20 protein-coding genes are annotated in these 20,542 nt (G+C 49.1%); 16 read left to right on the top strand and 4 right to left on the bottom strand.

Annotated features, from left to right (window positions below):
- Positions 1–216: 216 nt before the first annotated feature.
- Both AC4IE8_RS19705 and AC4IE8_RS19710 read right to left on the bottom strand, forming a co-directional pair.
- Positions 217–678, bottom strand: a complete 462-nt coding sequence (locus tag AC4IE8_RS19705; RefSeq protein WP_490791807.1) for a hypothetical protein — start codon at positions 676–678, stop codon at positions 217–219.
- Between the two features lie 293 nt (positions 679–971).
- Positions 972–1,157, bottom strand: a complete 186-nt coding sequence (locus AC4IE8_RS19710) for a hypothetical protein (RefSeq protein WP_490791808.1) — start codon at positions 1,155–1,157, stop codon at positions 972–974.
- 343 nt (positions 1,158–1,500) lie between these two features.
- Between AC4IE8_RS19710 and AC4IE8_RS19715 the strand changes: the two genes are divergently transcribed.
- Positions 1,501–1,821 carry a hypothetical protein gene (locus AC4IE8_RS19715; RefSeq protein ID WP_068988449.1) on the top strand — a complete coding sequence of 107 codons (321 nt, stop codon included), beginning with the start codon at positions 1,501–1,503 and terminating at the stop codon, positions 1,819–1,821.
- Between the two features lie 124 nt (positions 1,822–1,945).
- Here AC4IE8_RS19715 and AC4IE8_RS19720 read toward each other — a convergent pair whose 3' ends face one another.
- Both AC4IE8_RS19720 and AC4IE8_RS19725 read right to left on the bottom strand, forming a co-directional pair.
- Positions 1,946–2,467, bottom strand: coding sequence for a ferritin-like domain-containing protein (locus tag AC4IE8_RS19720; RefSeq protein WP_083225947.1), 522 nt, complete (start codon positions 2,465–2,467; stop codon positions 1,946–1,948).
- Positions 2,464–3,291: a 2-oxoacid:ferredoxin oxidoreductase subunit beta gene (locus tag AC4IE8_RS19725; RefSeq protein WP_068988447.1), complete on the bottom strand. Its 828-nt coding sequence runs from the start codon at positions 3,289–3,291 to the stop codon at positions 2,464–2,466. Before AC4IE8_RS19725 ends, AC4IE8_RS19720 begins: the two co-directional genes overlap by 4 nt.
- Positions 3,292–3,845: 554 nt before the next feature.
- On the opposite strand from AC4IE8_RS19725, the gene AC4IE8_RS19730 reads away from it, so the two are divergent.
- From AC4IE8_RS19730 to AC4IE8_RS19800, 15 genes are all read left to right on the top strand, one after another.
- Positions 3,846–4,490 (top strand): DUF6683 family protein, encoded by a 645-nt coding sequence (locus AC4IE8_RS19730; RefSeq protein WP_068988445.1) that lies wholly within the window; start codon positions 3,846–3,848, stop codon positions 4,488–4,490.
- Between the two features lie 11 nt (positions 4,491–4,501).
- Positions 4,502–5,251: a DUF6683 family protein gene (locus AC4IE8_RS19735; protein WP_490791809.1), complete on the top strand. Its 750-nt coding sequence runs from the start codon at positions 4,502–4,504 to the stop codon at positions 5,249–5,251.
- An 867-nt stretch (positions 5,252–6,118) separates the two neighbouring features.
- A complete protein-coding gene (locus tag AC4IE8_RS19740; RefSeq protein ID WP_490791810.1) occupies positions 6,119–6,499 on the top strand; it encodes a DUF7674 family protein in 381 nt (126 codons plus the stop codon).
- 75 nt (positions 6,500–6,574) lie between these two features.
- Entirely contained in the window at positions 6,575–7,342 is a 768-nt protein-coding gene (locus tag AC4IE8_RS19745) for a nuclear transport factor 2 family protein (RefSeq protein WP_490791811.1), read from the top strand.
- Positions 7,343–8,103: 761 nt separating this feature from the next.
- Entirely contained in the window at positions 8,104–9,735 is a 1,632-nt protein-coding gene (locus tag AC4IE8_RS19750) for a DUF1501 domain-containing protein (protein ID WP_490791812.1), read from the top strand.
- A gap of 15 nt (positions 9,736–9,750) precedes the next feature.
- Positions 9,751–12,909, top strand: coding sequence for a hypothetical protein (locus AC4IE8_RS19755; protein ID WP_490791813.1), 3,159 nt, complete (start codon positions 9,751–9,753; stop codon positions 12,907–12,909).
- 4 nt (positions 12,910–12,913) lie between these two features.
- The gene (locus AC4IE8_RS19760; protein WP_068988430.1) at positions 12,914–14,833 is read left to right on the top strand and encodes a vWA domain-containing protein; all 1,920 of its coding nucleotides are present in this window, start codon (positions 12,914–12,916) and stop codon (positions 14,831–14,833) included.
- Positions 14,834–14,967: 134 nt separating this feature from the next.
- Positions 14,968–15,738: a DUF5995 family protein gene (locus AC4IE8_RS19765; protein ID WP_490791814.1), complete on the top strand. Its 771-nt coding sequence runs from the start codon at positions 14,968–14,970 to the stop codon at positions 15,736–15,738.
- A gap of 424 nt (positions 15,739–16,162) precedes the next feature.
- Positions 16,163–16,765, top strand: a complete 603-nt coding sequence (locus tag AC4IE8_RS19770; RefSeq protein ID WP_490791815.1) for a hypothetical protein — start codon at positions 16,163–16,165, stop codon at positions 16,763–16,765.
- Between the two features lie 83 nt (positions 16,766–16,848).
- Positions 16,849–17,466 (top strand): LysE family translocator, encoded by a 618-nt coding sequence (locus tag AC4IE8_RS19775; RefSeq protein WP_068988423.1) that lies wholly within the window; start codon positions 16,849–16,851, stop codon positions 17,464–17,466.
- An 81-nt stretch (positions 17,467–17,547) separates the two neighbouring features.
- Entirely contained in the window at positions 17,548–17,961 is a 414-nt protein-coding gene (locus AC4IE8_RS19780) for a hypothetical protein (protein ID WP_490791816.1), read from the top strand.
- Between the two features lie 755 nt (positions 17,962–18,716).
- Positions 18,717–18,965, top strand: a complete 249-nt coding sequence (locus tag AC4IE8_RS19785) for a hypothetical protein (protein ID WP_068988420.1) — start codon at positions 18,717–18,719, stop codon at positions 18,963–18,965.
- Between the two features lie 23 nt (positions 18,966–18,988).
- Positions 18,989–19,234 carry a hypothetical protein gene (locus AC4IE8_RS19790; RefSeq protein WP_068988418.1) on the top strand — a complete coding sequence of 82 codons (246 nt, stop codon included), beginning with the start codon at positions 18,989–18,991 and terminating at the stop codon, positions 19,232–19,234.
- 91 nt (positions 19,235–19,325) lie between these two features.
- Complete coding sequence (locus AC4IE8_RS19795; RefSeq protein WP_068988416.1) at positions 19,326–19,607, top strand: DUF427 domain-containing protein; 282 nt, start codon at positions 19,326–19,328, stop codon at positions 19,605–19,607.
- A gap of 208 nt (positions 19,608–19,815) precedes the next feature.
- On the top strand, positions 19,816–20,514 hold the full coding sequence (locus tag AC4IE8_RS19800; protein WP_490791817.1) for an NAD(P)-dependent oxidoreductase: 699 nt from the start codon (positions 19,816–19,818) through the stop codon (positions 20,512–20,514).
- The last annotated feature ends 28 nt before the right edge of the window (positions 20,515–20,542 follow it).

Consider the following 20,542-nt stretch of genomic DNA (forward strand, 5'->3'; position numbering starts at 1 on the left):
CCAGCTCTGTCTCGACATCATCGATTTGATCTCAAATGCCAGCCTTGATCTGCACGATTTTACTACCGTCCAGCGCCAACTGGGGAAGATCCGAATTCTTACGGCAATATGTTAGAGACTGCCCCCTGTAATTACAGATCAGCAATGCACTCCGTTACACCAGAGCAACAGGGATGGCAGAGACCGACTCAGGTTGAACTCAGGTAAGGTGATTGTTCAGCCAGCCCAGGATCTCTGACGTTTATCGATATGCCCGAGGTAATTCAGATTGCGTAGAATAGCTAATACCTGCGGATGGCAGGAAGTTGACTCAAGCAGTATGTGGAAGACTTCCTTATAGATACTCTGAGCGCTGCCGCTGTCACCGGACAGATAGAGTAACAGTTCAGTCTCAACCTCATCGATGATATCCAGAAAACCGGGATCGATCTGAACAATCTTGCTTCGGCCCAGCAAACAATAGGCGATCGCCCAACCCACCGGTGTGATGACATGGTGAAGCACGGTCGCCGGGGGTTGGCCGTACTTTTTCGAGACCATAGTGATCAGTTTGTGAACAGCGGCCAGTATCAGTTTCAGATCCTGGGGATCCAGATCAGTCAGGCCCAAACCATATTGAGAGAGCGTGACTTTCAAGTGTTTCCTTTCCTGGCTTTTTTCGAAGATATAATTCAACATATCACAACACCTATCCTTAAGCCTTTTATTTGAGTTTCAGGTAAAAACGGTTATCGTACAGCCACTTGTAAACCCAGTGATCTAGCCGTTCTCACCAACCGAGCATTTTCAAACTCCGTACAGAACATTGCTCCAAAAACCGCTGAAGCAGTATCCATTTCCTTAAAATCATTTAAATCCTAGCGGCAATTCCTTAATTCAACATTAAAATTGTGTAAACAAATCACAGATTTACACTCTGACCAGTTCAATATCCGTGGGTGCAGCAGTCTAATTTTTTATGAAACAACAATTTAACTGATATCTGTGGTACTGATGGCGAATACATAGCGTCCCTTCTCAGAAGCGTATTGACCGGTAATAACCGGATCATTGTGTGAAGCACGCTGTTGTGCTTTTTCACCCCGAAGGGTAGTGATCCCGGCATGCACCGGGATGACGGGGAGTAAGATCATTTTTGATGAGGATATTGTCTTCATTGCAGTCGTATATTGGCGAGTCATTGCGCTGATTGGCGTCCATTCGCAGCCGAGTCATTTCCCGCCTTCCTCAACCCCTTCAGATGAAGACTCACACCTTTCACCAATCCCTGATTAAAATTATGGTTTATGCGGCGGGTGGAGTTGCTAATCTAGTACTGGCAGTAAAAGAAGATAACGATAAGGAACCCTGCAGGATATCCACTCGTCTGGTCCGGTCCAACCGATGCGCTCCGACCCCTGTCACGCATCGAGAGTAAAGCGCGACCAGTTGCAAGATAAGAACGTTGAGGTTCCAACCCGGAACACCTTTCCGGCGACACCAATAATCTGGAGGAAATCTGTGCTAAATCTACTGAAGTGTAAATGCCTATTCGGCTTTCTATGGACCAGTGCGATCGCAGCGGGTCTGCTGACATTCATCTTTTTTTCATTCATCGATCCGGCTGCCATTGCTGCCGTCATGAATCTGGCGGAAAAAACCCAAACCAGTAACTTCAATATCTATCTCGGCGTTTTTGTCTTTTTCTGGTTTACTCTCAACACCTCAACCTATCTGGCATTCTATTTCGGTCAACTGCTTAGGAAGATGGAGAAGGAAGCCGAAGAGATGGAACAACGAAACCAATCTCACGAGAACGAGACCGGTATACACACAAGCTGATAGCTATTAACCCGGCACTCTGCTAACCAGCGACATAACGCTTCTTTCCATGGCAGGCCCACAAGGTCTTTCAAGAAACGCTTTGATCGCTGGTTAAGCAGAACAGTCAAATCTCCCGCTCGACTTACTCGGGAATATTGGGCGGATCCAGATCTTCCACCGGCAGCTCATCCTGAAGATTGTTCTGCCACTCCTTCAGCATGGCCACATGCCAACCCTCTTCTTCCGCCATCTCGGCAGCCAGTTTACGCACATCCTCAGTGGGTGAATGCTCGGATATCTGCAGATAGAACTCCCGCCCCCGGATCTCGTTATAGAGGGCGATCTCCATGGCCTGGGTAACCGTCATCATATAGTTCGCCTCCTCCATACAGAAGGCTTCCGGCGACGAGGGACAGCGCCATTTGAAATCCCAGGGTGTCATTTGGGGCAGTTCCAGACCGTGGGTGCGCTCCATCACCTCCTTGGCATGTTGACGACTGTAGCCTGCAAGCTTACGAAACAGCTCCGCCACCTGCAGATTGTTGTGGATCTCCATGCTGTCCGCCAGTTCGTCATAATGGTCACTGGAGGCCTCTTCCAGTTCCAGCGCATGCACCAGGAACTCTTCGATGCTGATTATCGGTTCGACGAGATCATCACTCATAGACAAAACTCCTCCTCCAACTCTGCCACTTCGCAACTTTTTATATTTTCAGGCTGCCATACCGGTATCGGTGTGGCGTAGATTACTCCGGTAGCAAGTCCATCATCCGCCTGGATGATCTGCGCCGCCTTGATACGATCCTCGGTCGGCACTTCGTTGATGAACGGGTGTACCGTCTCCTTCCACGCCTTCTGGTCTGGACGAAAGGTGACACAACCACTCAGTACCTGGATAAAGGCGAATCCGGGATACTCGATCGCTTCCACCAGAACCTTGGTCAAATCCGAAGGATTACCGGCAAACGCTCTGGCGATAAAACCGGCGCCAGCAGCCAAGGCGATGGCGGCGGGATTGAAACTGGGTATGCCGGTGCCATGGGGTGTCAGCTTGCTCTTATCCCAGTTCGGCTTGGTCGTGGGCGAAGCCTGTCCTTTGGTCATGCCGTAGACCTCATTGTCCATCACAATATAGGTCATATCCATATTGCGCCGGCAGGCATGCAGAAAATGGTTTCCGCCAATCGAGAATCCATCCCCGTCACCGCCTGCCACCACCACCGTCAGATCGGGCCTTGCCGCCTTCAGACCGGAGGCCGCCGCCAGTGCGCGACCGTGGATACCATGAAAACCGTAGCTGTCGATATAGGCAGGCAAGCGGGATGAACAACCGATCCCCGAGACCACGGCCACATTCTCTTTGACCAGCCCGAGGTGGGCCATCGCCTTGGTCAATGAAGCAAGCACGGCAAAGTGACCGCAGCCCGGGCACCATACTGGCTTGATATCCGATTTATAGTCTTTTGCCTTCAGCGAAGGTACCGGCATGTTCCCCCCAGCGATTTAACCCAAAAAAATAAACACCTTAACGATTAAAAGCATATACCAATATCACCAGAACCCACATGTCGAAAATCAACCGCCATCGACAATTTTAGTGTGCATCAGCTTGGCATATAGGGGTTATCCCTGATATCCACCTAGTTGGCACATGGCATAAAGTGGTTAGGAGCACACCAGATGACTCTCATGTCATCTGCAAATTTTTATATGGAAATTCAGCATACTGTATTTATCAGGGATGGATAGCTTACATGGAGTGTAGATTGAATCCCGTTAACCGTACCTCCTCCCAGCAGGGAACCGGGTATCACCATAGGTTTTCGGCAAACCCATTGGCCCGGTCCGTCCTGAGTGCAGGGCAACCTCTGTTCCCGATACCAGATCACGCAACTGCTGACAGACATGAGTATCTGTCTACTCTACCCCCACCTATCCGCAGATTTACGCCCATGGCAGTTTCCCTGTCAAAGCCTGAACAGCGCACTTGAAACAGAATAGCCCAGATAAACCAGCATAAGCACCACTCAGTGAGGTAACCCTTGAACACACTCAACAGATCCGGGAACAATCACAGCGAAGCCAAAGGCAACTACTCCCAGGCAGTCTATCGGGATCATGTAAGCCTGTTTAATGAACTGACCGAACAGGAGATCAAGAGCGCCGTACGCAAGAAGTCCTCCACCGCGGCCAAACTGGCGAGAAACGCACCGCAACAGCATCGTGGGGAGATGGAAAAACTGTTCAATATCTCCCTCTTCATTCACCATCGCTTTGAAGAGATCCACAAGCTGCCAAAACAGGATATTCACGGAGCCATCACCATCTTTCTCTATGGCATCTGGTCGATCTACAACCAGGGTGCCGCCCTCCCCGGCAAGCGGTTCGATACGCTGGTCACTCAGACCAGGGATACCATGCGCGAAAGAGCGGAGTTTCTCAAAGAGTACGAGAAATCAAGCAGCGGCAACCGGTCGGCCCTCTATGAGACTTTTGCGATGATTGGGAACTGGCTGCTGATGATCCAGCACCACCTGACCTCACAACCGGATGAGACCGCATTGAACAATGTCAAAATCATGGTCAGAGAGATCATCACCCGCAGCCTGAAGATTGAACCCGAGTCGATCTCCATCAGCCAGGAAGGCGAGCTGACCATCACCGATCAAAACTGCACAACCCAGTGAAGGAAGACAAGATGAACATCAGGCGACTGCTATCCCGTTTGTTACTGGCAGGGTTTCTATCCACCTGTTCTACCATGATCAACAGTGCGCCGGCTGACAACTCAGCAGCTACGCCAGGATTCCTGGTGGATGGATTCGATCAGTTGTTTGAGCAGCCCGTAAAGGCTCCAACCATCAGCAGCCTTCAAAGCAGTGGTGATGCGGGGAAACGTTTCGCTGAGGAGCTAAGTACGATCACACCTCAGGATATCCAGGCCGCAGCAAACAACAAATCACCGTACGCCACCCAATTGGCTGGCAGTTTTCCTGAGCCGAACCGGGCCAATATGGAGAAGATATTCAATATCGCCCTATTCGTTCAAAAAAGGATAGAACAGGCAGCGCAGATACCTGAAGGGGACATTCCGACGGCCACAGCCTCGTTCCTCTATGGTGTCTGGTCAGCCTATAACGAAGGGGCAGAGATACCGGAGCAGAATCTGCTGCATCTACACAAACAGGTAGCACAAATGATAGAGGGCAACCAAGCCCTGAGCCTAGGTCTGCAGAATGCCACCCCGGCCGATCGGCAGAAACTGTATGAATATCTCGCCATGACCGGGAACTGGATGGTGATGTTTCAGGATACTTATAAAAAGGGTCCGGACCAGAAGACGGTGACCAACATCAAGAACATGGCTAGAGAACTGTTACTGGCCAGTTTCAAGATCGACGTGGATAAGCTGCATATCAGTCAGGATGGCCAGCTATCGATGTTATAGAGAACTTAGCGCGTCTGGCGGGGCTCTTCCCTGCCTCTGTAGATGGTATTCATACATCGGCTGGACAGAGACCTATCGGGAAAAAGTAAGCCTAAAGAAACCAGGTCTCAGTCACTCCATTGAGCTGTCTTATTTTCGACTCATACTGACTGCCTGAGCAACCAAGAAAATTCTATTTCACTGTAAACTCATCTCTCACCCAAACACCTCCATTTCCAGGCCATAATTTATAAAACATTATCAATCACTTATATCACCACATATAAAAATAGAGGATCGTGGATGATGTCCCACCAGCTTAGGGTGAGAACCTCCAGATCTTGAGTTTCTATCTCAAATCCTCTACAAAAGAGATAATAGCTATTACAGCCCAATCACAGGGAAGCTTCTCTTTATGGAAATTGAGGAATCGATCGGCCCACCCGTTACACTGTCACACGGTTATCAACGTGCAGTCACAGAACCACACTTTATACTGAATAACGCTCCGGCAATCACGAAATCAAACTCATTTTGTTTATATCTGCTGTTCAGCCGATTTCTAAGTTATCTCTCGAACCCTGGCATCACTTCCGAGACAATATCGTCTGAGAGTATCCAGTGTGCAGCTTCATCTGTTTCTGAGGTATCGAATAGGAAGGTACATGAATCATTTAGTGGGACAGCCATGAGTAAGATTAGTCCTGATGATTCTTTAGCTATGCCAGAGCTATGTAGATGTAAAAGACACTTCCACACTAAACCACAACTCTGCAGATATCATAGTGTGTACTTTTATAGAACATTATGCATGATATTACAATATCAGCGCGAGCAATATATTCCAATATCGGCGGTAGCAAGATAATCAGTTGTTAGAGCTAAAAAATGAACCGAGATGAGTTCTGCCAAAAGATAAAGAGGGAATTCCCGGCAATTTCCGCGCGGGCAGATAAACAGTACAATCGTCAGTGGGGTGATTTCACAGATACTGAGTACTATTCATATTCTTGGTTCGAAGCATTAGCGAACGCTTTAAATGAAGAAATGCGGAAAGAAACTGCACCTGATAAGCTTGTAGAATTGCTTCAAATAATAAGTACTGCTTACGAGACTCATGAAGAAGAAGTACGTCAGGCTATTGATGTAGCATTCGTAGAAAATCTATTCTGGAAAGTGCCAGAAATTAATTGTAAAAGCTACTGGGAAGCGTTGCCACAAAACCTAAAGGAACTGTATGAAGGCTTTCATCACAGAACACCGCTCTAACCAGGCCATCAAATCCGACGCTCGTACCTCGCGCGGCTTATGGCAACATTAGCCTTCAAAGAAAACTGACTATCTATGGCATTAAACAGAAAAGAACTAATTCGCACTTTGCTAAAAGGAATTGAAACCGGCGATCCTTCAAGTGTTTCTGTAGTTAACGAAGAAAAATATATTCAACACAACCCTCAAACCCATGAAGGAAGTGAGGGTTTGTCCGTATTATTTAAGCGTTTATCAAAAACGTCTCCCAAAGTAAATATCGTACGTATTTTCCAAGATGGCGATTTTATTTTTGGCCATACTGAGTATGACTTTGCTGATCGCAATGTTGGATTCGAAATATTCCGTTTTGAAAATGAAAAAGCAGTAGAACACTGGGACAACATTCAAACAAGGCGCGGGCCAAATATATCTGGTCACACCATGGTTGATGGTGCAGTTGAAATTACCGATATCCAAAAGACTGAAAGCAATAGGTTATTAATTCAATCATTTGTTGAAGAAACACTTATAAGTCGTGCTGATAACAGTTTACTTAAGTATATAAACCCAACAGAATATACGGAGCATAGCCCTGATTTTGGTGATGACCTAGCCAAAATTCAACTCATGTTTTCTGAGTCTGCTGACAATAATAGCAAATCAATTCGTTATAAGAAGCTTCACCGGTTACTAGCAGAGGGGAATTTTGTGTTGTCGGTATGTGAGGGACATTCAGACAATGTTTTATCGTCGTTTTTCGATCTATATCGCTTAAGTAGCGGAAAAATAGTTGAACACTGGAGTACAACCGAGGCAATACCGCCTGAGAGTGAATGGAAAAACAATAATGGTAAATTTTAGAGGGCTAACTAGCAATTCCAGTCGCCCTTCGGGCTGGGACGTGAAACCTTCGAAACCTTCCCCCATTAGGTAGACGCCTACTTGAACTACTGGTGCTCCCACAGTATGACAGATACTTCCGAGCTATGATTGGAGTCAGGATACTGGAAGATCGTATAACCACAAATAGTCAGCAGAAGCAGCAATAAGGAAAGATATAACTTAGCCGCTTCGCACTGCAACTTATTCCAGCAGTGTAAACGCCACCCACAAACAGCACATGAAAGGGTACCTCGAAGACTCTGTCAGCTGTCTACCTGTATGAATTAGGAAAAAGAGTTCATTTCATTACCTCCTCAACGACCATTTTTTAAAATCACATTCAGATCCGACAGAACCTGCCTGGATTGGGTATTGCACCAAAACAGATCACCCCGTACTTGGATCACCCGCTGCTTATGCGTACAGCCCTTAACAAGTGCGTCGACCCAAGAGAAGTTAGACAATACTCAACCGAAATCCTGCCGTTAATTTGTCACAGCTCTAACGATAAATACCGCACAACATAACCTTTCAGCAACGACCCACACTTTCAGCTACGAAACACGTTTTCTTAAAAAGCACCAACTCAAGTCAATGCAGCTGTCATGCATTGCAAATCACAGCACTACCGAAGTTCATGAAGCTCACCATGAGAATGGTGTTTTTTAACCAATGTAGAGACAGTTCAACCAGAGTCATAAACACAATCAGTAACCAACCGGCAAGGAGCATGGAAGATTATGGCCTCAAACTCTCAATCGAAAGGATTTACCCGCCGTGAGCTGCTGAAAGCGAGTCTGCTCTCTGCCGCGGCTGTCTGTCTTGGACCCGCCATTTCCCGTAGAGCCCATGCAGCCTGGGGCGAATTACCATCGGATATCTGGGCAGCGGGCATCAGCGGCTACAAGATACTGGAGCTGCACTGCTTCGGTGGCATGGCCCCCTTTGAAAGTTTTTACTATCGCGATGTAGCCGGGTCTCGTACCCGGGGGTTCGATACCGAAGTTGGCGCACTCAATTGGAATCCCATGTGCAACAACACCCCCAGCGGACTGGAGACCCATGCCTTCTCCACCGACTCAAACGGCAAGTCTGTACACCTGGGCCCTTTCGCCAAACCCCTATGGAACAATCAGAATATCCGTCGACGGATGCGTGTGGTGGTCCAGCGTCATGATCTGCTGCCCCACGAGGCGGCAATTCCCTATGTGGCCACCGGCTCCCGCCTGGGCAGGCCGAACCAGGCACCACCCGGCGCAGCGATTCAACATCGGCTTGGGGAACTCGATATGGAAGCGGACAATGGCCGAGTGCTGCCCCATTCCTATGCCCTGCTGCCTGAAACCAATTTTACCGGCGGTGCTCTGTTCACCCTGGTGCAGCAGATTCAAAGCCTGGTTGGCGCCCACCCGGGCTCATCCAAATCCATGGTGTTGAAAATCGGCAACGCCTTTGGTGATTTTATCACCCAACTGAACCGCAATAACCTGGGGGCCACCAAAGATTCGGTTAATACCCTGATCGATCAATTCCGCGCCCAGTACCGGGATAAGTTGCGCTGGCAGCCAGACAACTTTGTCACCCGCTCCACCGCCTTTTCCGATTATGACGCGGCCGCTTCCAGACTGATGAATGCGGATACGCTGGAGAGTCTGCTGTCCGGTGCGCCTCAGACCATCAATCCACAGGATTTTTGCGCCAGGGAAGGTGCATCACCGTTCACCACCGCCGATAACGGTACCCGCGCCGCTTTGGAGTTTGCCGCTTATCTGTTGACCCGTCCCGCCAATGAGGCGGCGAGTTCCGTATTTGTGCTCGATTCCGGCATTGCCCGTACCGGTCTCCCGTATGACGTCCATTCGATTTTCAATGCAGCGGACACTGGCACCAATCTTTGGAACTTATTGGACTCCCTGGTCTCGGTGATACGCGACCCCAACAACCCGACGCCCGAGGATGCCAACAAGATAGATCTGTCGGAGACTCTGGTGGTGATCAATACCGACTTTGGTCGTACGCCGTTTAAGAGTTCAGGCAACACACCGGCCCCGGGATCCAATGGTCGTGACCACTATCCGGAATGCTACACCAAGGTGCTCATCGGCGGACCGATTCCCTTGGAGATCAGCGATGGTGTGGCGAATCGCGTGGTCGGCTCGATTACCGATGGTGCCGATGAAACGGTGATGTCAGATGTGCCATACAACGCCACGGATACCAAGGCCGCCCTGTTGATGGCAGGGGGTGTCAATCCCTTCGCCGGAGAAAACTTTGCCTTGGGTTCCCTGACGCCGGACCTGGTGGTACCCAGCGCGGACCCCCACCACTCCACTATGGAAAACCTACGCCAGGTCTTTTTTGGCGTCTCATGAATGAGGTTTACGAACATGGAATTCATCAAACAGATTAAATTCATGCTGACCATCAGCGTGGCTGTGGTCACAGGCGCGGTTTTGTTGGTCTCATGCTCCACCGCTCCACCATTGGAAGAGCCGATCGCCGACGATGCAGGGGACATCTCCTTCGTACGACAGGTGGTACCCATACTGCTGGGACGCAAAGTACGGGGCTATGAAGAGCTCACAGCACTGACCGACATCATTACTGCGACTGATCGGGAAACCCTGATACGGGCGCTCATGGAAGAGGATCAGTTCGTCAGCTACTGGTCCGAGGCGTTGGTCGACCATCTGCGTATCGCCCGGGAGGGGGGGAAATCCCAATTCGGTTGCTACGGTGCGCCGCTGCTTGCCGGACCGGTTACCGACACGCTGGCTGACTTTGTCTTGAACAACGTACCCTCAGCCGACTTCGGCACCTCATTCAACATGTCGGATCTGCTGGCTTCAATCGTCAAGCATGACAATCTGTTCACCCTCTATAAAGCCCACCTGTTTCCGATGGTCAACAGACCGGCCTCGTTTTTCGGTGATCTGGCCGAACAGATGCGCCGGGCCGACCTGGCGACGAACTTCGAGCACACCTATCTGAATCGTCAGCAGCTGTGCCTGCAGTGTCATAACTCCGAGACATCCGCCTCCGGTGAGGAGTCGGGCTGGGATCGAACCCATGCCGTTCCAGGCCATTTTGAAGCGGCCATTTACGGCTCCTCATCAGGGACATCACCGGAACAGGCCTCGGCTATTTTCCGTACCGATGTACGTTTTGGCTCCCTCAATCCCTGGGGCATTAATAACAGCTGTGGCAGTTTCAAACCCGCCGTGGAGAAAGACCCGGAGAACTTCTCCGCCTGGTTCACCCGCCCCCTGGGACGTCAAGTATCGGTGCGCAATGTGTCGGAAATCCTTCAATTCGGCTATGTGGAACTGGACAGCGACGGCCTCACCCGTTCGCTGCCGATCTCCGAACAACAGCAGTGCGAGTTCTGCTCAACCAGTTGTGACGGCGTTGCGGTGGATGAGGATGCTCCGTTGAATGCAGTGAACGCCGTAGCGGTCAAGACCATCCTGGTGGATAACTGTGCCACGGCCGGCTGTCATGACGTAGGTGGCGGTGGCGGTGACAGTTTCCAGATCCCCACCGACGACAGCTGGCATACGGATCTTGTCAATATAGAAGCAACCACCGAACCGGCGGGGGGCAATCAGATTCGGGTGGTTCCGGGTTCCGCTTCGGACAGCTATCTGATCAACAAACTGACCGGTGTCGATATCGGTGGAACTCAAATGCCCCTGGGCGGCGGTCCATTGGCCGCCGGACAGATCAGCACCATTGAGAACTGGATCAACGACATTCCCTCAGGTGCCGCCTGTAATGTTTGCGATACCCTGGATTGCAATCCGCCCTACCCCGTCAGTATCCCGGGACATGAAGCGGCCGCCTTCCTGCTCGCGGAACGTATCGTCGACAATGTCTGGAAGCAGGCGATGGGCTACCCCTTGACCATTGCCAACTACTTCCCACGCAACGACAGTCAGCTCAATATACTCTGGCACTTGACCGAGTCGGTGTTCATTCCCAGTAACTGGTCACTTAAGGAGTTGCTGGTGAAGATTCTCACCTCTGAGTACTTCAATCGCAGCGCCCCAAGGTTTGCGGCCGGCACCACCCCCTATCATCTGCCGATGATCTACGATCCCTGGGTTGACGCCGATCCTCGCGTGCCACCAGTCAGTGAGGCGGGATATGATCCCAGCAGCAATCCCCAGGTCCATAACAATGCCATGTCGGATGGTATCCATCGCTATACCGCTCACAATCTGTTGAGCTCCATCAACAGCGCCCTCGACTGGCCGGAGCCACAACGCTTTCCACCGGCCACCGGTTACCCGGACAGCAATCTGGAAAGAGCGATCGGCCAATACTTGAGCGACTCTTCCGCCGGCTCGACCAGCACCGATTTTCAAGCCCTGCTGCATTGGGAATCCGTACATGGCGTGTGTGACAAAAACGGTGTCGTGGGCAGTGACTGGATTGACGATGTGATGACCCAGGTTGCCGGTTTCGGTGGCGGCGGTGGCCCCCTGACACTGGAAGATCTGACCGTCCTGCTCAAGGACTGGCTGATCTCAGATGGCACCATTGCCACAACTGTCCCGGATTCCCTGTTACAGGACGAAGCCACCGTACTGGCCGACTACTTCGGGTCAGCACTCAATACGGATGCCTCAACGCTTGCCAACCTGGAAGACAAACTGCGAGGACTGTGCGGTGTGATGATACAGACCCCGGATTTCTGGCTGGCCGGCATCGCTCCAACGGCAATCGGACCGGAACCCCGCTTGCGGGTATGTAATGGTGTTCCCTGCAGCTACCAGGAAATCTGTAACGACCTGAAACCGGCCATTGACAACCTGATCAGTGGCACCCTGACCTGTAACAGTGATTCGGTCACGGCTTCATTGGGCCTGAGCAGAAATCAGCTGATCTGCCCTAACGGCATCTGCAAGTTCATGCCTATGGCCACCCGTAAAGTGGAGATCTGCCTGGCGAATCCCAGCAAGTGCCTACGCACACCGCCTTTGTGCGATCCCCGCTGCAAATCAATCGAGTGTTGTGGCGGCACCCTGCCCCCCCTGGACAAGCAGGGCATGATGGTGAGCTGGGCGGACGGTGCAAACGTAACTCAGGCTGAAAACATCAAGGTGTTGCGCCTCGGCGATCATCGCTTCACCACCCTTGAAAAGGGTGAGCGGGTAAACCAGGGAGATCTGTTGGCGATCACCCCGGAGGGCAAGCTGCAACTGGATGCGGAACTCGGACGCTTGCAGACTGAAAAGCGGGATCAGAAACGGCAACGGAAGCCACAACTGATGCTGATCACTGGGGATCGCTCCATCGCGCCCAAACGGGACATCAAGCAGGAGAAGGCCCAGCCTCTGGATGAAAAGGCCCTCACGGCCCGCCATGCGGAAATGTTGCGCAAACAGCGCCAGGGACCCTGGCGCTGGGGTGAGGCGGGACGTCCACTCACCAATGAGCAGCGTCGCGGTTACGTGGGCCCCGAAGAGGAGATGACCAAGCAGTACATCGAGGAACAACTCAAACTACAGGAGCAGGGTGCGCAGAAACAGCCCCTGAGATAAGGACATGTCAAAACAGATCGCCATACTACTCGATAACTCTGGATCCATGTTCCACCCTGTGGGTGGCAACAATGACAATACCAAGATCTATGAAGCCGCCCGGGGTGGTGAGTTCTTTATTGAGAATCTCATTGATGAACTGACTGCCAATCCGGACAGTGAGTTTGCGATTTCCGTACATCGATTTGCCTCCAACTATCAGCTGCTTCCCGGAGGGGCACAGATCGATTCGTCCCAGGCCGGGTTCGAGACCTCACTGGCAACCATGCAGAGTTCGATCGCTGCGATTGAAGACCAGACAGCCAGCAGTGCCACAGTCGGCGTCATGACCGACCTGTATGATGGAATTCGCCGGGTCGCTGACTATTTGAACAACCCAGCCAACCAACCCGGTTTTGGCGCGCCGGATTCCAAGGTTATATTTGTCTTTACCGATGGCATTCAGACGATCAGTCACGGGGGCACCAGCATGGCCGATTATGAGGCCGATGAAGGGGTGGTCTTTTCCAACCTGCTCGACGCCAGCGGCATCAAACTGGTGGCCTGGGGAACCGGCTCGGATGCTTTGGGTGCGGTGCTTGCGGAGTTGGTGGATCAAGCCCTCGCCGGTGGAGAAAATCCAATCAGTACCAGTAAGGTCCTGTTCCCCATCGATGAAGCCGGTATATTTGAAAACTGTACGGCTGAAATTGCCAGCAACGCCATCTATATCGTCTCCAATAACGGCGTCTTGCCTCTGGCCCCAGCCGGTGAAACTCCGACCCGCCTGTTGTGGGAGCAGTTCAGCCTGCCGTTGCGAAGACCTCGATCAGTCGATGACATCAACATTGTCAGCGTTGCCCATACTTCCCGATTGATCAATCATAAAGATTTTGAAGTGATTGTGGATGGATCCAGCAAAGAGCTGATTCTGGTGCTGGTAGCACATACACGTCGTGTAGCCCCAAGCATCGTAGCAGTATCACCCTCGGGTGGGGAATTCGACCAAAACAGTAATGGCGCCCGAAGCTTCAGAGTAGAGAATGCCTGGGCGTTAAAAATTCCGAATCCGGAGCAAGGTACCTGGCGGGTTCGTGTCCATGGGGACCGTAAACTACAACCTATGGTCATGGACTTGATGGCTCGTGGTGTGCAGAAACGGTTTGGTTTTGAGGTGAGTGCGAAACCCCGCCACATCCCTCATCCCGCTAAAGTGACCATCAACGCCATTCCACGCTGGGACGGCAAACCGGCGGAAGGAAAATTCCAGGTCTCTGCTCACATCATGGGTAGCGGCTCTGTCAATTTGGAACGGCAAGATGATGGTAGCTTTACATCAGAAGTGGAAATCAGTCGCCCGGGCATCAGTATCATTCCGGTTGAAATCAGCGGTGAATTAAGCGCCACCGGTAAATCCATCGGACGCATCGCCTACGCCATTGTGTTGTTGGGTAAGGCCCGTGATCCACGATTCAGTGTGATACCCGACACTTATGAGCAAGGCAAGGAGTATACCGTTACCCTGACCCTCGACGATGCCATCTTCAAACGCTACTCTCAAGTGCGCTTTGGTGATGATATTCAGGTGTCGAATTTTAAAATGCTCAATAGCTCCACAGCAAGGGCAGTGATCAGCGTAAAACCCCATGCCATACCCGGTGAACGGGAAGTTGTCACCTACAACCCTCAGGCTGAAAGTATTCATCCGGTAAGGATTGTCGAGTCCAAGGACGGCAAACAGATACCAGGCAGGATCTGCTGCCTACGCTTCAATGCGTCCGGTCAGCTGGTGGGAATCGTGCTGTGTGACGGCACACGAATCTGTATCAAGCTGTATGACGATCGTATCCAGAAGCTGCTTGAACTCGCCCGGGATAAAAATCTATCCGTGTCGATTCATGTGGATGAGCAGGGCTGTCTAACCGATATCGAAATCTGTCGATAGTCCTGCAAACAGACTCAGCGATAACTTCTACACGGCAGCGGATGATTGATCATTCGACGGTGGAAATCTCCTGGGATTTGATGTTCAAGGAGAAATTGCATCCGTTTAGGAATAGCTAACAAAGGTAACCTCTAATGCCTGCAACAACGATCAAAGAGGTCATCGAGCGGATGGATGAACTACTGGCGCGCTGGGAAGCTCATGGTGATTATCATGCTATATTCGTCCGTTCATACCGGATTATCACTATCGCCATGGAGCAGGCCATCGCAGCTGGTGAATTTGAGGATCCCGACTGGATGACCCGGCTGGATATTGTTTTTGCCGAGGAGTATTTCACAGCGGTTGGAGCCTATGAACAGGACCATGAGCGGTTGCCTGAATGTTGGAAACGGGTATTTGACATTGCCAGTCGCAAACGGAGCACAACCTTGCAGGATCTGATGCTGGGCATGGTGGCACACATTGTCCATGATTTACCGATTGCCCTCTACAAGGTAGGCGTTGAAGCAGAGTACCGAGAGAGTCGACTGCGCGACCACCAGACAGCGAATGAGATACTTGGCCGCAGCATCGATGATGTGCAGTCGGAGATCAGCTCCCACTACTCATTCATTCTGGGCTTTCTGGACAGGCTGTTTGGTAACAAAGACGAGATCCTTACAGACCAGGGCATTCGCATAGCCCGAGATCTTGCCTGGAAAAGAGCTGTGGAACTGTCAGAGGCACCGACCCAGGCTGTTCGTGACAGCCTGCTGGATCAAATCGGTCAAACTGCCTTGACTGATGTCAAGTTGCTGACACCCAAGCCACCCACACTGCTGGCAAAGCTGATACCGTTGCTCCGTCACTGGGATAAAATCATTGCTCGACAAATCCGACGCATAAAATCTTTTTTCTCTTGAACCCTATGCTACAGTGCATACCATGAGATAGCGTTATTAACAACCTGGCCCGTAACCCGCCAGCAGGGAGTTACTCAAGTTATGCCAAACGGAGGTTATGGCGCCTGGTAGGGCTGTCGCAGCTGAAAAGTATTGTACTGATTGTGCGACGCTAAAGCCGAAGTTCTGCACCCCCCACTTCGATGGCCAGGGTACGGCACACCCCCTTATCCCAACCGAATAGTCCCGATAGCCAATAACCGCCGGTGAGACCGGACAGTTTATGCAACACAACCATCAATACCAGAAACCTATCAATATGGGTAATGTGATCTAAACCAAGACAACCAGTAGACTAATGATCACCATAATCACAAAATGAATACAAGGGGGAAGATCTAGCAGCAATCCTGCGCAGCTATTTAAACGTTATCTTTCATATAAGATGAGATATTTTCTATTAGTCATAGGCCTATTTTTTCTGCAGTTACCGGCAGTTGCTGAGGATACGAGAAAGCCACATTTTTGGGGCAACTACGCTTCTGAAAAGGAATATACTACTGCCTTTAATCAAGGCCTGAGAGAATCTCAGCAAATAAAAAAAGAATCAGCTAAGAGACAAGGTAAAATCGATTGGATAATATTTGTAAGTAGTATATTTGCTCTAATGGCGCCTGTAGTATTGTCTACTATCAGAAAAGAACCTTCACAGGTTATTTTCTACCACTTTTTAGTTGTGTTTCCGCTATTGATATCTATCTGCTCACTGTTTCCAGTTATGGTCGCTCTTGGAGAGTGGGGGAGCATGAAGCACCCCAGCCTGTATAACTTATTTTCCAATCTCGAATTGAATCTTCTCATTTTGAAGGCAAACATTTATCTCATACCGATAGCAAGTGGGTTTATCTATTTATTTCTATTTATGGTTAAAAAAATACGGAAGGCAGAAATAATCATTAGTTTATCGATCTATTTTTTTATGTATTCTGGATTTATGGTTTTTCTGAACATAATGAGTGGCCTAGCATCGCAGGGTGCAGGACATTAAAGATAACAAGCGAAACCACTTCTCTCTGCATTATTTCCGGTGATGCAGGACGTTATATCTATAAATAAAAGGAGAACAATAATATGATCTCATTGGAGTTTATACTGACGTCCCTAGTCGTTGTTCTTATACCTGGAACAGGTGTGTTATACACTGTTGCGACTGGATTATTCCTTGGGAAGCGTGCCAGTTTATTTGCTTCTATTGGTTGTACATTCGGAATTATCCCTTCACTGTTCGCTAGTGCATTTGGTCTAGCTGCGATCTTTCATACTAGCACTCTAGTATTTCAGGTCATTAAATATGCTGGCGCGTTGTACTTAATTTATCTCGCTTGGTCTATGTGGCGTTCCTCTTCTCGACTAACATTGGACCACAGCAAGCCCAAAACAAGCGTTGCTGAGATAGCCATGAAAGGCTTTCTGATCAATATTTTTAACCCTAAGCTGTCAATTTTCTTTTTGGCTTTCTTACCTCAATTCGTTTCACCAACTGCATCACAACCACTATTTGATATGCTTTCGCTTGGTATTGTATTCATGATTATGACTCTTGGCGTATTTATCACCTATGGCGTATTGGCTAGTAGCTTTAGTCAGTTTGTATTACGTTCCGAGAAAGTCAGCGTAGCTATTCAAAAGATGATTGCTGGCAGCTTTGCTGCGCTTGGTTTAAAGTTGGCATTTAGTGAAAGGACATAACAAAGTACGGTTGCAGACACTTTTCCCGCTGCCTCTTTCGAGCTCTCGCAGGGTGTGGCGCAAGCTTTAAAAGGAACAATCATGAGTTGGATAAGAGATACCTTCCAGGAATATCACATTGGGCGTACCAAATCTGTTGCAAATCAAACACAGGTCAAATCACATTCGAATGCCACGGATATTGGATACATAGATAAGAAGATAGACAATCTGGTTTTAATAACACAAGCAATCTGGGAACTCCTTGAGGAAAGTGGCATTAGTGAAAGCCAATTAGAGAAGAAAATTCATGAGATTGACTTAGGGCCTGTTAACACTAATCCAATAGGCCCTGTTGTGCCTGAAGGGCTGGGTCTGTTTTTGCGCCCAGCGGCGTTATCATTCGCTCATGTAGCCAAGCTACACCACGCTCATTCTGCCTTGCTGGACACAAAAACAGACCCAGCAGGGCATATTGGATTAGTGTTAACAGGCCCTAAGAGATGGCAGCGCTGATGGAAAGGTTGGTAACAACCTCAAAGCGTGTCCAGAATGTGGCAAGGAGCCTAAAATCAGGAGAGAAAATTGCTTCTGGTGTGGTGCTAAGCTTCCAGTAAGTAATATTCTCTCAAAAACGGATACGTCATAGTTTTTGATTTATTACTTTCATGAAGAAGCTAAAAATGTATAACGAGAGTTCGGATCTCGTTCATACAGCTGCTAGTACAATCAAGGAAAGAGGATGTGCATAGCTGAGCTAAACATTATATTCTGAATTTGTTGCTTGTTTTCCAGAACCCGGCTGGAATCTATTTATACAGTCAGAGATCGGTATTGACGACTATCAGGCAAGACGAAACCCCAAAGACGGGAGTCGAACACTACGACGCGTTCGAACTATTCCTCAGCCAGAAGGCAAAATCCGATCTGGTGGAGAATCTCTAATCTCACGCCCCAGACCCTGGTATTTCGTTTGACAGCACCACAACTACCAAGCCTAAAACCGCTCCCCTTATAGAGAGGGGCGTGGTAATGGGTGCTGAGGACACACTCCGACCCTCTCCCCGACTCTATCCATCAGAGAGTAAGCAACAACTGACGAGATAGCCTATCCTACTCATCTTACAAGTAAATACCATGATCTCACTGTGATTTTGTATGCGCGTTATGGGTGCAATTGATCAAATACATTAGTGATTGGAAAAAACATAGGATTCTGACATGATTCCTGTTAATAAAGCCTATCACTATAACCAGGTAGCATAAATGACATGACTAAAAAGAAAGGTGTATTTCAGAAATTCTCTCTCATTTCGGCGGGAATCAGTTTTCTACTGGCTATTGCATCAGGTGTAATGCTCTATTTTCAAGTTGAGAGTGTGGGTAAGGATGATCCCGTATCCGCCAGTTTTATGGCATCGACATTTTTTTTCATCTGTGTTGGTATCGTGCTTACTGTTATTGGCAAAGCCGATTTACCCAGTTTTAAATCTGATAACTCTGAAATAGACCGAAAATAATCTCATCAGGATGTTATACATTCATGAAAAATGTTACCAAATTAGCAAAGGCGCTCACTATTTTTGGCCTATCATGGTGCGCTGTAGGTATCCTGTTAATCGTGACATCAAATATACAAATTCATTTTGGAATCGACCAATTCCAGCTCCTCGATCAAAAGCAGCTTAAAAATGGAGCTTTTACCGCTTTACTTCTGTTCCCCGGCTTGGGATTGTATTTGGCTGGCAGGACTCTATTGAAAAAGCAGGAGTCTGACGCTAGACCTTAGTATAAGACTATCGAACAACATACTCCTATCCGTTTTACCCTGAGAGGTTGAAAGAGCTCTGGGTCAAACAGTACGCTTAAGGAGAACAGCCATGAAAGCGATTTGGAATGGTGAGATTATCGCAGAGAGTAACGAGACTGTCGTTGTAGAGGCTAATCACTACTTTCCCGCCAACACGGTAGTGCAGCACTATTTAAAAGAAAGTGGCACAACATCAGTTTGCCCATGGAAAGGAGTAGCGCACTACTATTCACTCTCAGTCAATGGTGAAGAGAATGTTGATGCAGCCTGGTACTACCCTAAGGCCTCAGATGCGGCTAAAAACATTGAGGGTATGGTGGCTTTCTGGAAAGACGTCAAAGTTGTTGATTAACTTATTGAATTGTTGGTGCTTTTTGTCACCTAACACGGCGACGCCTTACGTTAAGAGGCTAATCACCATTACCGAGTGACTTTAACACCGGAATAAGTCTTAAGGACCAATTTTGAGATTGGTCGATCTTTTCTCAATGCAATTGAGATTACCTTAGCCTATTTTAGCGGTCTTGCTTTTTATCCTTTCAATCGCCAGGAGAGTGAACTTGGAAAAAGTCTGTATCATTGGAGCGTCCGGTAAGCTTGGTCGATACATGGTTCAGCATGCCTTGGATCGAGGATATCAGGTAGTTGCTGTCTGTAGACAACAGAGTGTCGGCAAGCTGTCTGATTTTAAGGATAAAATAACCATCATTCCTGGTGCTACAAATAATCGTGATGTGATTAAGCAGGCAGTTTCCGGATGTGGCGGCGTACTGACCGTACTTGTACCTTGGGGTGTACAGCAGTACTCATCAGGTACAGCACAGGCTGTTTTGGATTTTGCTGAACCTCAGGCCCGACTGATCTTTTCCTGTGGCTGGCACATCAGTCGGGATGGGAAAGACGTCTACTCCTGGATATTCAAGACAATGGTCACTGTGGTGGGTAAACTCGCCAGACTGATTCGAATTGTTGAGTTGGATGATCAGATTGAAGCCTGCAGAAGAGTATTTGAGAGCAATACCCAGTGGACAGTTGTTCGCGGTAGCGACCTTGAGGAAGGTGAAAGCCAAGGACTACCCGTTTGGAGTCGGCATGTAGGCGATCCCATACTGAAGAGTAATCTCACACGTCGTATCGATTTTGCACTTTTCATGATTGATGCCTTGGAGAGAGACGAGTTGATCCACGAAGCGCCAGCGATAGTCGGGTGTAAAACTTCATCAGCACTTGAGAACAGCAAATATTCATCAACCCGCTGACAAGTAAATTTCATTCACGCACTATTAT

It is taken from the genome of Candidatus Thiodiazotropha sp. AKAK2 (assembly GCF_058244685.1).